Annotated in this window: 12 protein-coding genes and 1 pseudogene; 12 read left to right on the top strand and 1 reads right to left on the bottom strand. The window is 54.0% G+C overall.

What is annotated here, in order from left to right; genetic code table 11:
- Positions 1–7: 7 nt before the first annotated feature.
- The 6 genes and pseudogenes from ACLRGG_RS05050 (at position 8) to ACLRGG_RS05025 (ending at position 5,201) form a co-directional block, all read left to right on the top strand.
- Positions 8–736: a DUF969 domain-containing protein gene (locus ACLRGG_RS05050; protein WP_416248711.1), complete on the top strand. Its 729-nt coding sequence runs from the start codon at positions 8–10 to the stop codon at positions 734–736.
- A complete protein-coding gene (locus tag ACLRGG_RS05045; RefSeq protein ID WP_416248710.1) occupies positions 736–1,725 on the top strand; it encodes a DUF979 domain-containing protein in 990 nt (329 codons plus the stop codon). The genes ACLRGG_RS05050 and ACLRGG_RS05045 overlap by 1 nt, the downstream gene beginning before the upstream one ends.
- Positions 1,726–1,732: 7 nt before the next feature.
- On the top strand, positions 1,733–2,380 hold the full coding sequence (gene pcp / locus ACLRGG_RS05040) for a pyroglutamyl-peptidase I (RefSeq protein ID WP_416248709.1): 648 nt from the start codon (positions 1,733–1,735) through the stop codon (positions 2,378–2,380).
- Positions 2,381–2,404: 24 nt separating this feature from the next.
- The gene (nei, locus tag ACLRGG_RS05035; protein ID WP_416248708.1) at positions 2,405–3,196 is read left to right on the top strand and encodes an endonuclease VIII; all 792 of its coding nucleotides are present in this window, start codon (positions 2,405–2,407) and stop codon (positions 3,194–3,196) included.
- An 846-nt stretch (positions 3,197–4,042) separates the two neighbouring features.
- Entirely contained in the window at positions 4,043–4,546 is a 504-nt protein-coding gene (locus ACLRGG_RS05030; protein ID WP_416248707.1) for a hypothetical protein, read from the top strand.
- A 187-nt stretch (positions 4,547–4,733) separates the two neighbouring features.
- Positions 4,734–5,201 (top strand): annotated as a pseudogene (locus tag ACLRGG_RS05025) (Hcp family type VI secretion system effector).
- 163 nt (positions 5,202–5,364) lie between these two features.
- On the opposite strand, the gene ACLRGG_RS05020 reads toward ACLRGG_RS05025, so the two are convergent.
- Positions 5,365–6,648: a citrate synthase gene (locus ACLRGG_RS05020; RefSeq protein WP_416248706.1), complete on the bottom strand. Its 1,284-nt coding sequence runs from the start codon at positions 6,646–6,648 to the stop codon at positions 5,365–5,367.
- A 636-nt stretch (positions 6,649–7,284) separates the two neighbouring features.
- Between ACLRGG_RS05020 and sdhC the strand changes: the two genes are divergently transcribed.
- From sdhC to odhB, 6 genes are all read left to right on the top strand, one after another.
- Complete coding sequence (gene sdhC / locus ACLRGG_RS05015) at positions 7,285–7,674, top strand: succinate dehydrogenase cytochrome b556 subunit (protein WP_067702386.1); 390 nt, start codon at positions 7,285–7,287, stop codon at positions 7,672–7,674.
- The gene (gene sdhD / locus ACLRGG_RS05010; protein WP_067702389.1) at positions 7,668–8,015 is read left to right on the top strand and encodes a succinate dehydrogenase membrane anchor subunit; all 348 of its coding nucleotides are present in this window, start codon (positions 7,668–7,670) and stop codon (positions 8,013–8,015) included. Before sdhC ends, sdhD begins: the two co-directional genes overlap by 7 nt.
- Entirely contained in the window at positions 8,015–9,781 is a 1,767-nt protein-coding gene (sdhA, locus tag ACLRGG_RS05005; protein ID WP_416248705.1) for a succinate dehydrogenase flavoprotein subunit, read from the top strand. Before sdhD ends, sdhA begins: the two co-directional genes overlap by 1 nt.
- 17 nt (positions 9,782–9,798) lie before the next feature.
- A complete protein-coding gene (locus ACLRGG_RS05000) occupies positions 9,799–10,515 on the top strand; it encodes a succinate dehydrogenase iron-sulfur subunit (RefSeq protein WP_416248704.1) in 717 nt (238 codons plus the stop codon).
- Between the two features lie 282 nt (positions 10,516–10,797).
- Positions 10,798–13,605, top strand: coding sequence for a 2-oxoglutarate dehydrogenase E1 component (gene sucA / locus ACLRGG_RS04995; RefSeq protein ID WP_416248703.1), 2,808 nt, complete (start codon positions 10,798–10,800; stop codon positions 13,603–13,605).
- Between the two features lie 14 nt (positions 13,606–13,619).
- Entirely contained in the window at positions 13,620–14,843 is a 1,224-nt protein-coding gene (gene odhB / locus ACLRGG_RS04990) for a 2-oxoglutarate dehydrogenase complex dihydrolipoyllysine-residue succinyltransferase (protein ID WP_416248702.1), read from the top strand.
- Positions 14,844–14,912 lie beyond the last annotated feature (69 nt).

The following is a 14,912-nucleotide window of genomic DNA, read 5'->3' as shown; positions in this document are numbered from 1 at the left end:
AGAAGAGATGGAAACGGTAGTGAATTTGTGGCCGCTGGCCGGTATCGCAGCGATTATTGTGGGTTTTTTACTGCGCTTAAATCCGGTAGTGGTGGTGCTGATTGCCGGCTGGATCACCGGGCTGGCGGCCCATATGCCGGTCGGCGATATCCTGGAGAAGATCGGCTCCGGCTTCCTCACTACGCGCAATCTGGCGCTGATCCTGCTGCTGCCGCTGCCGATTATCGGACTGCTTGAGCGGCATGGCTTAAAAGAGCGCGCGCAGGCGTGGATAGCCCAAATCAAAACGGCGACGGCGGGGCGCCTGCTGATAGTTTATCTGCTGGTTCGTGAAATCACAGCCGCCATGGGGCTGACCAGCCTGGGCGGGCATCCGCAGATGGTGCGCCCGCTGCTGGCTCCAATGGCCGAGGGGGCAACCGAAAACCGCTATGGCGAGCTGCCGCCTGAGGTGCGCTATCGGCTGCGTGCAATGGCGGCGGCAACCGATAACGTCGGGCTGTTCTTTGGCGAGGACGTATTTGTTGCCTTTGGCGCCATCATCTTTATGCATAATTTTATGCAGGAATCGGCGGGGATCCAGACCGAGCCGCTGCATATTGCCGCATGGGGTTTACCTACGGCACTCTGCGCTTTTCTGATCCACGCCTTGCGCCTGCGGCGTCTGGATAAGTCCCTGGCCGCCGAACTCTCGACGCTGAACGCCACGGCCCTGAAAGCCAAAGGAGAACGCTAATGTTTCAACAGCACTATCTCTTCTGGCTGGCGGGCGTCATTCTGCTGGTGGTCGCGGGCATGTCGTGGCGCGATAAGGCCAATCCCCGCCGTCTGACGAACGGACTGTTTTGGGCGCTGTACGGCGCGTTCTTTTTTATCGGCGACGGCGCGGAAAACCTGCTGGGGGCGCGTAACCTGCATATCCTCACCGGCGTTCTGGTGGTGATTACCGCGCTTATTGCCGGGCTGGGTGGCGTAAAACTGGGATCCTACCCTCAGCGCAGCCAGCAGCAGCGTGATGAGAGTGCCGCGCGGCTGCGCAACCGCCTGTTCCTGCCTGCGGTGGCAATTCCGGTAGTGACCGTGGCAGGGGTAGTGGCATTTAATAATCTGCCCGGCCTGCAAAACGCCGTATTTGGTGCGGGTAATCATGCCACTCTGGTCACGCTGTTTAGCATGATGGTCGGCTGCCTGACGGGCTGGCTGATTGCACTAAAAATGACCCGGGATACCCCGGCGCAGTCGGTTCAGGAGTCGCGCCGCCTGCTGGATGCCATCGGCTGGGCCTTTATACTGCCGCAGCTGCTGGCGACGCTGGGGCTGCTGTTTACCAGCGCGGGCGTGGGGACCGCGATTGCGCACCTGACGGAAACCTATCTGGCCGTTAATAACCGCTTTGTCGCCGTCGCCAGCTATGCCATCGGCATGGCGTTGCTGACCATGGTGATGGGCAATGCGTTTGCCGCCTTCCCGATTGTTACCGCGGGTATTGGCATTCCGGTTCTGGTGCTACAGCACCACGGCAATCCGGCGGTGATGGCGGCAATAGGGATGTTCTCGGGCTACTGCGGCACGCTGATGACGCCGATGGCGGCGAATTTCAATATTGTTCCGGCTGCGCTGCTGGAGCTACCCGATCGCAACGCGGTGATCAAAGCTCAGGTGCCGACCGGCGTGCTATTGTTAATAGTGAATATTTTCCTGCTCTGGTATCTGATGTTTCTGTGAGGTCGAGATGAAAACGGTTCTGATTACCGCCTTCGAACCTTTTGACGGCGAGCGGGTGAATCCCTCATGGGAGGCGGTACGCCACCTGCATGAGCGGATGATTTGTGGGGCGCACGTCGTGGCTAAACAGCTACCCTGCGTGTTTGATGAGTCCCTGAGGGTGCTTAATGAGACGCTGGATACACTTAAACCTGACCTGGTTATTGCCGTCGGTCAGGCGGAGGGAAGGACCGATATCAGCGTCGAACGGGTGGCAATCAATATCAACGATGCGCGCATTCCCGATAACACCGGCAATCAGCCGATTGATGAGGCCATCGTCGAAGACGGTCCGGCAGCCTATTTTTCTACTCTGCCCATAAAGGCCATTGTGGAAGGGATCCGCGAGGCGGGTATTCCGGCAACGGTGTCGCAGACTGCGGGTACCTATGTCTGCAACCACGTGATGTATGGCCTGCTGCATGCGCTGGCTAAGCAGAAAGGCCCGGTGCGCGGCGGCTTTATCCATATTCCCCTGCTGCCAGAGCAGGCGGTTAAGCATCAGGGGCTGGCGAGTATGCCGCTGCAGACGGTAGGTCTGGCGCTGGAAATGGCGATAAGTATCGCCCTGACCGTTGAGGAAGATCGTCGTCTGGAAGGCGGCGCAACGCATTAACCTGTTATCTGGAGGGCATATTTGATGCCAGAAGGACCTGAAATTCGCCGGGCGGCCGACACGCTGGAAAAGGCAATTAAAGGCAAAACGCTGACCGACGTGTGGTTCGCGTTTCCTGAACTGAAAGTCTGGCAGCCGGTGCTGCTTGGTGAACGCATCGAGGCTATTGAGACCCGTGGTAAAGCGATACTCAGCCACTTTTCCAGTGGTCAGACGCTCTACAGCCACAATCAGCTTTACGGCGTCTGGCGCGTGACCGACAGCGGTAAAACGCCTGACTCTACTCGCGTACTGCGCGTCAGGCTGGGGGCGGAGGATAAAACTATTCTGCTCTACAGCGCCTCGGACATTGAGATGCTGGATCGCGATTCGTTGACAACGCATCCTTTCCTGCAGCGCGTGGGGCCAGACGTGCTGGATATGTCGCTGACCGTTGCTGATGTGGCGGGGCGCCTGCTGTCAACGCGTTTTCACCGGCGTCAGTTCAGCGGTCTGCTACTGGATCAGGCTTTTCTGGCCGGGCTTGGCAATTACCTGCGGGTTGAAATACTCTGGCAGGCAGGGATTGCCGCACACCATCGCGCTCAGGATTTGTCGCCAGAGGCGCTGCAACGACTGGCGGAGGCGCTGCTGGCGGTGCCGCGCCTTTCGTATCAGACGCGGGGCGTAGTCAGTGAAAAACGGCATCACGGCGCATTATTTCGTTTTAAGGTCTTTCATCGCGAAGGGAAGGCGTGCGAGCGCTGTGGCGGCATCATTGAGCGGACCACGCTCTCATCGCGGCCCTTTTACTGGTGCCCGGGCTGCCAGCATTAAGGGGGGGACTGTGCTGAGGGTGAGGCGCAGCCTAAGGAAGTAAGGCCTGCGGCTGGGGTCTGTTTCCCCGCCGGGCTCCTCCTTTTTGGCCGCAGACGTTTGCATATATGGGTGGAAAGGTTGTCTGCGCTCCCCGCCTGTCTTAATCTGTTTATACACCCTGGCGGTTATTCAAGACGTCTGTGCAATGGATATTTTTATCAATACCCTAACATAGCGAACTTTCTTTTACGCGCCTTTTTATTAAGGCTTGGTGAATATGAAATAATTGATTTGTATTTTACAACGACTAAAGGGTTGATTTGGCAATTTCAGTTAAGTCACTAAGTCAGTCATATACATTTTATTTTTAGAGGTTTTATAGAGAAAACGTCACTTTAAAACCGAAGGCGTCTCGTATTATGACGCTGATGAAGTGTAAAAAGCTTTATAGTAATGTTATGTAAAATATTGAGCCATGTGCCGAGTTGCTTTTTCAAGTAATTTATTGGCGGCAGCGTACAGGCTGGAAGAACGAGATAGTCAAGACTTAGCCAGAAATGAATAAAGATCTCCCTCACATTTTTGTGCCCTTCCAGTTTACTTCATCATTATAAGTAAGTATCCTTTCACTGCTAAATAACATGAGTAAATACTGTGCAGGGATCGGATTATTTGAGGATGAAGCTTCAGAGTGACAGGCAGCTCTCTATCTGTACTCAACAGGGATTCAGCTCATTTTCGCAAGCAACCAAAAACGCATTATCCGATATCTCTGCGGGCATAGAAAGGGTTAGCTGGTATTCATCTTGCCTTATTCCTCGATATGGTGATGTCTGTCATGAGCTTGTCACAGAAGAAAAAAGAATGGCACTTTCAGTAGCATCCGTATTCAGATACCATGATGTGATCTTGCATATGCTTGTTCTCTATTTTGAAATGCTTGAGAAAGATAGCGGAAACGGGAATGAAAAAGGGAGAGTACAGGAGCTGGTGAAAGGCGTAGCAGGTTACTCTTCTAAAGTTGCCAAAGGAAGAACTAAACGTCATAGCATCGCCTTTGCACTGGCTAAAGCACTCGCAGGGTCAGAGATTGTATCTAAAGTTGTTGCTGAGAGAATCGCGAGTAAATCGCCTTATATCGTGCTCACCTTACAGGTTTTAGGTATAGATCATAAAGCAGCTTTAGCTGCCAGAAAATTAAAAATATTAGCACCTCGCTACTTTGCGTTCCTGTATACCGCGCAACTGGAAATGTTGTATTATTTTATTGAACCTGTGCTAGAAGAAATTATCAACACAGCACAAATGAAAGCCAATCTGGTTCCAGATGAATTGTACAGAGAGGTGAGAAGTAAGTTCAATGTTTAAGAGCCTGATTTCAATTTTTTTCTGACCTGATTTTTCCTGTTGTTATCATTGGTAGCTGGTGTATCTGTGTGCTTTATATCCCCTCTTATGGTGTACTGTGCGGATTCATATTCACTATTATATGGATATATGTGTTTGCAACTTTCACGAAAAAGTTTGATAAATATAAATAGCATAAGGAGTTATCATATCCAATCCCGCTTACTTATGGCTAACAGATGAAAATGATTACCCTGTTACTTGAGGTTCACTTGTTAGTGGTCGAGTTGGTGCTATAGAATTAAAATCTTTCACACACAATGTGAGCATTCCTACTGATAGCCAGACAGGAACCCGTGTGCACAGTCCTATACTATTCCAAAAGGAATTTGATAAAGTTCCTCCTCTCTTATATAAAGCCCTTAGTCAGGGGGCTACGCTAAAATCAGCTATCATCAGGGTGTATCAAATTCTTGATGCTGGAATAGAGCAAGAGTATTTTAATATCATTTTGAGTAACGTTGAAATTACTTCGATTACGCCAGATCTTTACGCTGGTGCGATGACTGGCACGCATCATGAATCAATAATGCTACGTTACGAATCTATCTTATGGAAACATGTTGATGGAAATATCCAGTACAAAGATGAGTGGAATCACAGGGCTACTTACTAAGCGTAGGGCGCTAACCGGTCCGACTTTTCCAAATGCGAGAGATTTAAACTGATAAATACAACGATTTTCGGAGATTACCCTAAACGGTGAGCATAGCCCACCGTTAAGCTTAAGCGCGAAGGCATCAGCCCGCCCGTACGGTTTCCCGCCCGAACGGAAAGCGTTACTCCGCGGTCTCTGATTTAAAATCGCGCTTATCGTAGCCGGTATAGAGCTGACGGGGACGGGCGATTTTAACGCCGTCATCGTGCATCTCTTTCCAGTGCGCGATCCAGCCCACGGTACGCGCCATAGCGAAAATCACCGTAAACATAGAGGACGGAATACCCATCGCCTTCAGGATAATACCGGAGTAGAAGTCGACGTTAGGATAGAGCTTACGCTCGATAAAGTACGGGTCGTTCAGGGCGATATGCTCCAGCTCCATGGCGACTTCCAGCAGGTCATCCTTCATGCCCAGCTCGTTCAGCACTTCATGGCAGGTTTCACGCATCACGGTAGCGCGTGGATCGTAGTTTTTGTACACGCGGTGACCAAAGCCCATCAGGCGGAAAGAGTCATTTTTGTCTTTCGCACGCTTCAGGAACTCAGGAATATGCTCGACGTTGCTGATCTCTTCCAGCATCCGCAGGCAGGCTTCGTTTGCCCCACCGTGCGCAGGTCCCCACAGAGACGCAATACCGGCAGCGATACAGGCGAACGGATTGGCACCGGATGAACCTGCGGTACGCACGGTAGACGTAGAGGCGTTCTGCTCATGATCCGCATGCAGAATAAGGATGCGGTCCATAGCGCGTTCAAGGATTGGGTTAACCACATACTCTTCACAGGGCGTAGAGAACATCATGTTCAGAAAGTTACCGGCATAGGAGAGGTCGTTGCGTGGATAAACAAAAGGCTGACCAATCGAATACTTGTAACACATCGCCGCCACGGTAGGCATTTTAGAGAGCAGACGGAATGCGGCGATTTCACGGTGACGTTCAATGTTAACGTCCATGGCATCGTGATAGAACGCGGCCAGCGCGCCCGTTACTCCACACATGACCGCCATCGGATGTGAATCGCGACGGAAGCCACGGAACAGATGATGGATCTGCTCATGAATCATGGTATGGCGGGTAACGATGGTGCGGAATTCTTCAAATTGCGCTTTAGTCGGGGCTTCGCCGTTTAGCAGGATATAGCACACTTCAAGATAGTTTGAGTGCAGGGCCAGCTGATCGATAGGGAAACCACGATGCAGCAGAATACCTTCATCACCATCAATATAGGTGATTTTCGACTCACAGGACGCAGTGGAAGTAAAACCCGGATCGAAGGTGAAATATCCCTGTGAACCCAGGCTACGGACATCAATCTCTTCCTGGCCTAACGTACCCTTCAGCACATCAAGTTCAATAGGAGCTTCACCTGGTAGGGTTAGCGTTGCTTTTTTATCAGCCATTTACAGTCTCCTTAGCGCCTTAACGATGAATCTCTGACAACGGAAATGCCGCTGTATCCGCAGTTGAAACTGGTGCGCAGGTAATCGACTCTGTGGCATCTTTTATCGTGCAGGGTACAGAGTGATGGGCGCGTGCAGGTCGGCGGGTACAATCTGTCTGCGTTTCGCGGTTGTTAAAGATCCGGTCTGGTCATTACTGGTCAGTAACTCTTATCGGGTTCTTTAAGTATAGTTGAAGCCAATGTTACATAACTTGCCATGAGGGGGAAGTGTATCCCCTTAACTTTTGTGCATCATATAAATTTCGATCGATAGTTTGTAACAGGAATGTTGAACTTTTGTCAAATCAGATAATTAAATTTGTATAAATTGTGAAAAATGTGATGATGATCACTGTTCCACCTAAATGTGACAAGGATGTTTGTAGGGGAATTGTAATGAGTTTGTGAACCCCCTATACTTCGGCCAGGTCTCCGGAAAACCCTGCTGTAGGAGCCACCCAGCGTTTTATACGCGTCGTTTTGACACTGGACGTTGAAGTTCTGGACGTTGAAGTTTTAGTGCCTGGCGCAGTGCTTGATTAAACGCTGTCTGACCCGCCCTCAGGACCGGAGGAAGCAAAATAAGAAAGGCTGTGTGGGCAAAACCGTGAAAAAACAAAGACCTGTCAACTTGGATCTCTCCACGATCCGGTTTCCCGTTACTGCAATAGCGTCTATTCTCCACCGCGTATCTGGCGTCATAACCTTTGTGGCCGTTGGAATTCTGCTCTGGTTACTGGGCCTGTCACTCTCCTCTCCCGAGGGCTTCCTGCAAGCCTCCGCCGTTATGGGCAGCTTTTTTGTCAAATTCATCGTTTGGGGCATTCTGACCGCACTGGCGTATCACATCGCCGGCGGCATTCGCCACATGCTAATGGATTTTGGCTTTCTGGCTGAAACAATGGAGACGGGTAAGCGCTCTGCGCACATTACATTTGTTATTACCGTCGTGCTTTCAATTCTGGCTGGAGTCCTCGTATGGTAAGCAACGCTTCTGCACTGGGTCGTAACGGCGTTCATGACTGGCTGCTGCTGCGCGCCGCTGCCATGATTATCACCCTGTATGTTCTGTATGTTCTTGGCTTTATCGTTATGTCTGGCACGCTGACCTATGAGATCTGGCGCGGCTTTTTCGCCTCTCCGTTAACCAAGGTCTTCACCCTTTTAACGCTGTTCTCCATTCTGGTGCATGGCTGGATCGGGATGTGGCAGGTATTAACAGATTACGTCAAGGCTGTGGCTACACGCCTGATACTGCAACTGATTGTGGTCGTTGCGCTGTTAGTGTATGCAATTTATGGAACCGTTGTTGTGTGGGGTGCGTAATGAAGTTGCCAGTAAGAGAATTTGATGCCGTGGTTGTCGGCGCAGGTGGTGCGGGCATGCGTGCGGCGCTACAGATTTCACAATCAGGACAGAGCTGCGCTCTGTTATCGAAAGTTTTCCCTACCCGTTCTCATACCGTCTCTGCGCAGGGGGGCATCACTGTTGCCCTGGGCAATACCCATGAAGATGACTGGGAATGGCATATGTATGACACGGTAAAAGGTTCCGACTATATCGGTGACCAGGACGCCATCGAATATATGTGTAAAACCGGCCCGGAAGCGATTCTGGAGCTTGAGCATATGGGGCTGCCTTTTTCCCGTCTTGATGATGGTCGCATTTATCAGCGCCCCTTCGGTGGACAGTCGAAAAACTTCGGCGGCGAGCAGGCTGCCCGTACCGCCGCTGCGGCTGACCGTACCGGTCATGCCCTGCTGCACACGCTGTACCAGCAGAACCTGAAAAACAAAACCACCATCTTCTCTGAATGGTACGCGCTGGATCTGGTGAAAAACGCCGACGGCGCCGTTGTTGGCTGTACCGCGCTCAATATTGAAGACGGTGAAGTGGTCTATTTTAAAGCGCGGGCGACGGTGCTGGCGACCGGCGGCGCAGGACGCATCTACCAGTCCACTACCAATGCGCACATCAATACCGGCGACGGCGTAGGTATGGCGCTGCGCGCGGGCGTACCGGTCCAGGATATGGAAATGTGGCAGTTTCACCCGACCGGTATTGCCGGGGCTGGCGTGCTGGTAACCGAAGGGTGCCGTGGCGAAGGTGGCTATCTGCTGAACAAGCACGGTGAACGCTTTATGGAGCGCTACGCCCCTAATGCGAAAGACCTTGCGGGACGCGATGTGGTTGCCCGTTCAATGATGATTGAAATCCGTGAAGGGCGCGGCTGTGAAGGCCCCTGGGGACCCCACATTAAGCTGAAGCTGGACCATCTGGGCAGTGAAGTGCTTGAAGCGCGTCTTCCGGGTATTCTTGAGCTGTCGCGTACCTTTGCACACGTTGATCCGGTGAAAGAGCCGATCCCGGTTATCCCGACCTGTCACTACATGATGGGCGGTATCCCGACTAAAGTGACCGGCCAGGCGATTACGGTTAACGAGCAGGGCGAAGATGTGGTGGTGCCGGGTCTGTTTGCGGTAGGCGAAATTGCCTGCGTCTCCGTGCACGGCTCTAACCGCCTCGGCGGCAACTCACTGCTGGATCTGGTGGTGTTTGGCCGCGCCGCAGGCCTGCATCTGCAGGAATCCATTCAGGAGCAGGGCGAACTGCTGGAAGCGACCGATGAAGAGATCGACGCTTCGCTGGCCCGCATGAACCGCTGGAACAATAATACCACCGGCGAAGATCCTGCCGAGTTGCGTAAAGCGTTGCAAACCTGTATGCAAAATAACTTTTCCGTCTTCCGCGAAGGCGAGGCGATGGCGAAGGGGCTGGCTGAGCTTAAACTGCTGCGTGAACGCCTGAAAAATGCCCGTCTGGACGATCGTTCCGCTGACTTCAATACCCAGCGTATTGAGTGTCTGGAGCTGGATAACCTGATGGAAACGGCCTATGCCACCGCGGTTGCGGCTAACTTCCGTACCGAAAGCCGGGGCGCGCACAGCCGCTTCGATTATCCTGAACGTGACGATGCAAACTGGCTGTGCCACAGCGTGTATCTGCCGCAGAGCGAAAGCATGACTCGCCGTGAGGTGAACATGGCGCCGAAGCTGCGCGCGGCGTTCCCGCCAAAAGCACGTACTTACTAGGTTGCGGAGATAAGACGATGAGACTCGAATTTTCTATTTATCGTTATAACCCGGACGTCGATGACGCGCCGCGTATGCAGGATTACAGCCTGGAATCGGAAGAAGGGCGCGACATGATGCTGCTGGATGCGCTGATCCGCCTGAAAGAAAAGGATCCGACGCTGGCGTTTCGCCGCTCCTGCCGCGAAGGGGTATGTGGCTCCGACGGCATCAATATGAACGGAAAAAATGGCCTGGCCTGCATCACGCCAGTCTCGGCGCTGGGCGGCGGAAAGAAAAAGATTGTTATCCGCCCGCTGCCGGGCTTGCCGGTAATCCGTGATTTGGTGGTGGACATGGGCCAGTTCTATACTCAGTATGAGAAGATTAAGCCTTACCTGTTGAATAACGGGGAGAAACCACCGGCGCGTGAGCATTTACAGGCACCGGAGCAGCGCGAAAAACTGGACGGTCTGTACGAATGTATTCTCTGCGCCTGCTGTTCCACCTCCTGCCCGTCATTCTGGTGGAACCCGGAGAAATTCATCGGTCCGGCAGGCCTGCTGGCCGCCTACCGTTTCCTGATAGACAGCCGGGATACGGAAACCGATGCGCGTCTGGATAATCTGAATGACGCGTTCAGTGTTTTTCGCTGTCACAGCATTATGAACTGTGTGAGCGTGTGTCCGAAAGGGTTGAATCCGACGCGCGCCATCGGCCATATTAAGTCGATGCTGTTGCAGCGCAGTGCCTGATTAGCGGGCAACCGGGAGCCGAAAGGTTCCCGGATCGCAGGTATCAGGTGGCCCTGTTGAAAAGTTTTGATTATGCGTCACAGAAACGTTTCACCAGGGTTCCCTTACGGGCCCGGGCGCCAGTAGTTGCGCGCAGCGCTCGTATCGAAGAACTTTCAGGTCGCGTCCCGCAGCAGTTGCGGAATACGACCTGGGGCAAGCCGCCTGTGCGGCGTGGGAACTGCAAAGCTCCCCTTTAAATAAATCACGGCGAAAGAAAGCACAAATGCTTAAGGGATCACAATGCAGAACAGCGCGATGAAACCCTGGCTAGACTCATCCTGGCTGGCCGGCGCGAACCAGACCTACATAGAGCAACTCTATGAGGACTACCTGACCGATCCTGACTCTGTTGATGTTGCCTGGAAATCGCTGTTCGAACAGCTTCCAGGTCAGGGAGTCAGACCTGAACAATTCCATTCGACAACTCGCGAATACTTTAAGCGCCTGGCGAAAGATGCCACCCGCTACACCGCCTCCGTTAGCGATCCCGATACCAATGCCAAACAGGTGAAGGTTCTGCAGCTGATTAACGCTTTCCGTTTCCGCGGCCATCAGCTGGCTAACCTCGATCCGTTAGGCCTGTGGCAGCAGGAATCGGTGCCCGATCTCGATCCGGCTTTCCACGATCTGACCGAAGCGGACTTTCAGGAAACCTTCAACGTAGGATCCTTTGCTTTCGGCAGGGATACGATGAAGCTGGGCGATCTGTTCGCCATGCTGAAGCAGACCTACTGTGGTTCGATTGGCGCGGAATATATGCACATTACCAACACCGAAGAGAAGCGCTGGATCCAGCAGCGTATCGAATCGGTGGCGGGTCAGGCTTCCTTTTCCACCGATGAGAAAAAGGGCTTTCTGAAACAGCTTACCGCTGCGGAAGGTCTGGAGCGCTACCTCGGGGCCAAATTCCCCGGCGCGAAGCGTTTCTCGCTGGAAGGGGGCGACGCGCTGGTGCCGATGCTGAATGAAATGATCCATCACGCCGGTAAAAGCGGCACCCGTGAAGTGGTGCTGGGAATGGCCCACCGTGGCCGCCTTAACGTGCTAATCAACGTGCTGGGTAAAAAGCCGCAGGATCTCTTCGACGAGTTCTCCGGCAAGCACAAAGAGCATCTCGGCACCGGTGATGTGAAGTACCACATGGGCTTCTCGTCCGATGTTGAAACCGAAGGCGGCATGGTCCATCTGGCGCTGGCTTTCAACCCGTCGCACCTGGAGATTGTCAGCCCGGTGGTAATGGGCTCGGTACGCGCGCGTCTGGACAGACTCGATCAGCCGGGTAGCAATCAGGTGTTACCGATTACTATCCACGGCGATGCTGCGGTAACCGGTCAGGGCGTGGTTCAGGAAACGCTGAACATGTCTCAGGCGCGCGGCTACGAAGTGGGCGGCACGGTGCGTATCGTGATCAATAACCAGATTGGCTTTACCACCTCCAATCCGAAAGATGCCCGTTCGACGCAGTACTGTACCGATATCGGTAAAATGGTGCTGGCACCCATTTTCCACGTCAATGCTGACGATCCTGAAGCGGTAGCCTTTGTTACCCGCCTGGCGCTGGACTTCCGTAACACCTTCAAGCGCGATGTGTTTATCGATCTGGTCTGCTATCGCCGTCACGGCCATAACGAGGCCGACGAGCCAAGCGCTACGCAGCCAGTGATGTACCAGAAGATCAAAAAGCATCCTACGCCGCGTAAGATCTATGCTGACCGCCTGCAGGAAGAGAAGATTGCCAGCCTGGAAGACGCGACGGAGATGGTTAATCTTTACCGCGATGCGCTGGATGCAGGCGAGTGCGTGGTACCAGAATGGCGTCCGATGAGTCTGCACTCTTTCACCTGGTCACCGTATCTGAATCACGACTGGGATGAGAGCTACCCGGAAAGCCTGGACTTCCAGCGTTTGCAGGATCTGGCGAAGCGCATCAGCACGGTGCCGGAGTCGATCGAAATGCAGTCGCGCGTGGCGAAAATCTACAACGATCGCGCTGAGATGGCGGCCGGTAACAAGCCGTTTGACTGGGGCGCAGCGGAAAACCTCGCCTATGCCACGCTGGTTGATGAGGGCATACCCTGCCGTCTCTCCGGTGAGGATATGGGGCGCGGGACTTTCTTCCATCGCCATGCGGTGATCCACAACCAGGCTAATGGCTCCACCTGGACTCCGCTGCAGCACGTTCATAACGGTCAGGGCACCTTCCGGGTATGGGACTCCGTCCTGTCGGAAGAAGCGGTGCTGGCCTTTGAATATGGCTATGCGACGGCTGAGCCTCGCACGCTGACCATTTGGGAAGCGCAGTTCGGCGACTTCGCCAACGGTGCGCAGGTAGTTATCGATCAGTTTATCAGCTCCGGTGAGCAGAAGTGGGGCCGCATGTGTGGGCTGGTGATGCTGCTGCCGCACGGCTATGAAGGGCAGGGACCGGAGCACTCCTCCGCCCGCCTGGAACGCTATCTGCAGCTCTGCGCCGAGCAGAACATGCAGGTTTGCGTACCCTCCACGCCGGCGCAGGTTTACCACATGCTGCGTCGACAGGCACTGCGCGGAATGCGTCGTCCGCTGGTGGTGATGTCACCAAAATCCCTGCTGCGCCATCCGCTGGCGGTCTCTTCTCTTGAAGAGCTGGCGAACGGCGGCTTCCAGCCCGCGATTGGCGAAGTCGACGACCTCGATCCGCAGGGCGTGAAGCGCGTGGTGATGTGTGCCGGTAAAGTTTATTACGATCTGCTGGAAAAACGCCGTAAGAACGAGCAGACCGATGTCGCTATCGTGCGTATTGAGCAGCTTTATCCCTTCCCGCACAAAGTGGTACAGGACGTGCTTAAGCACTATAAGCATGTCACTGATTTTGTCTGGTGTCAGGAAGAGCCGCAGAACCAGGGCGCATGGTACAGCAGTCAGCATCATTTCCGCGAAGCCGTACCCGCTCAGGCTTCATTACGTTACGCCGGCCGCCCGGCTTCGGCCTCGCCGGCAGTAGGTTATATGTCCGTTCACCAGCAGCAGCAGCAAGATCTGGTTAATGATGCGCTGAACGTTAATTAATTAAAGGAAAAATAATGAGTAGCGTAGATATTCTCGTTCCCGACCTGCCTGAATCCGTTGCCGATGCCACCGTGGCGACCTGGCACAAAAAACCGGGCGATGCCGTGCAGCGCGATGAAGTCCTGGTAGAGATCGAAACCGATAAAGTGGTGCTGGAAGTTCCGGCCTCCGCAGACGGAATACTGGAAGCCATTCTGGAAGATGAGGGCGCAACGGTGACCTCACGGCAGCCTCTGGGCCGTCTGAAAGAGGGCAACAGCGGTGGAAAAGAGAGTTCAGCGAAGTCTGATGCCGCAGCCTCTACGCCTGCGCAGCGCCAGAGCGCGTCCCTGAGTGATGAGAGCAACGACGCGCTCAGCCCGGCCATTCGCCGTCTGATCGCCGAGCACGGTCTTGACCCGGCGGCCATCAGCGGCACGGGCGTGGGTGGCAGACTGACGCGTGAAGATGTCGAAAAACATCTGGCGAAAAAACCTGCCACGGCTTCGTCAGAAGCGAAAGCGTCTGACGGAGCAGCAGCAGCACCGGCGCTGGCCGGTCGCAGTGAAAAGCGTGTGCCAATGACCCGTCTGCGCAAGCGCGTGGCGGAGCGTCTGCTGGAAGCAAAAAACAGCACCGCTATGCTGACGACCTTCAACGAAGTCAACATGCAGCCGATCATGAATCTGCGCAAGCAGTACGGCGAGTCGTTTGAAAAACGTCACGGCGTGCGCCTGGGCTTTATGTCCTTCTACCTGAAAGCAGTGGTTGAGGCGCTGAAGCGCTTCCCGGAAGTCAATGCCTCGATCGACGGCGAAGATGTGGTGTACCACAACTACTTCGACGTCAGCATTGCCGTCTCCACCCCGCGCGGGCTGGTTACGCCGGTGCTGAAAGATGTGGATGCGCTGGGTATGGCCGACATTGAGAAGAAAATCAAAGAGCTGGCGATCAAAGGCCGCGACGGCAAGCTGACCGTTGACGAACTGACCGGCGGTAATTTCACTATTACCAACGGCGGCGTATTTGGCTCGCTGATGTCCACGCCGATCATCAACCCACCGCAGAGCGCCATCCTGGGGATGCATGCGATCAAGGATCGCCCAATGGCGGTCAATGGTCAGGTGGTTATCCAGCCAATGATGTATCTGGCGCTCTCCTACGATCACCGTCTGATCGACGGTAAAGAGTCGGTCAGCTATCTGGTCGCCATTAAAGAGCTGCTGGAAGATCCGACTCGCCTGCTGCTGGACGTCTGAACCCTGTCGGGCGCGGTAAATGCCGCGCCCACCCTATGAGAGCCGATACTCTGGCACGCTGCCGGATGC

The organism is Erwinia sp. PPS120 (assembly GCF_047918655.1).
GTDB classification, from domain to species: Bacteria; Pseudomonadota; Gammaproteobacteria; order Enterobacterales; family Enterobacteriaceae; genus Erwinia; species Erwinia tasmaniensis_A.
Note: the sequence above shows the minus strand (reverse complement) of the source record. Positions and strands in the feature narration are given on the sequence as shown.

Bases quoted from the DNA above. Each gene is read 5' to 3' on its own strand.
- sdhA (WP_416248705.1), top strand. From the start codon at position 8,015: ATGAAGTTGCCAGTAAGAGAATTTGATGCCGTGGTTGTCGGCGCAGGT.
- ACLRGG_RS05045 (WP_416248710.1), top strand. From the start codon at position 736: ATGTTTCAACAGCACTATCTCTTCTGGCTGGCGGGCGTCATTCTGCTG.
- pcp (WP_416248709.1), top strand. From the start codon at position 1,733: ATGAAAACGGTTCTGATTACCGCCTTCGAACCTTTTGACGGCGAGCGG.
- ACLRGG_RS05030 (WP_416248707.1), top strand. From the start codon at position 4,043: ATGGCACTTTCAGTAGCATCCGTATTCAGATACCATGATGTGATCTTG.
- odhB (WP_416248702.1), top strand. From the start codon at position 13,620: ATGAGTAGCGTAGATATTCTCGTTCCCGACCTGCCTGAATCCGTTGCC.
- sucA (WP_416248703.1), top strand. From the start codon at position 10,798: ATGCAGAACAGCGCGATGAAACCCTGGCTAGACTCATCCTGGCTGGCC.
- ACLRGG_RS05020 (WP_416248706.1), bottom strand. From the start codon at position 6,648: ATGGCTGATAAAAAAGCAACGCTAACCCTACCAGGTGAAGCTCCTATT.
- nei (WP_416248708.1), top strand. From the start codon at position 2,405: ATGCCAGAAGGACCTGAAATTCGCCGGGCGGCCGACACGCTGGAAAAG.
- ACLRGG_RS05050 (WP_416248711.1), top strand. From the start codon at position 8: ATGGAAACGGTAGTGAATTTGTGGCCGCTGGCCGGTATCGCAGCGATT.
- ACLRGG_RS05000 (WP_416248704.1), top strand. From the start codon at position 9,799: ATGAGACTCGAATTTTCTATTTATCGTTATAACCCGGACGTCGATGAC.
- sdhD (WP_067702389.1), top strand. From the start codon at position 7,668: ATGGTAAGCAACGCTTCTGCACTGGGTCGTAACGGCGTTCATGACTGG.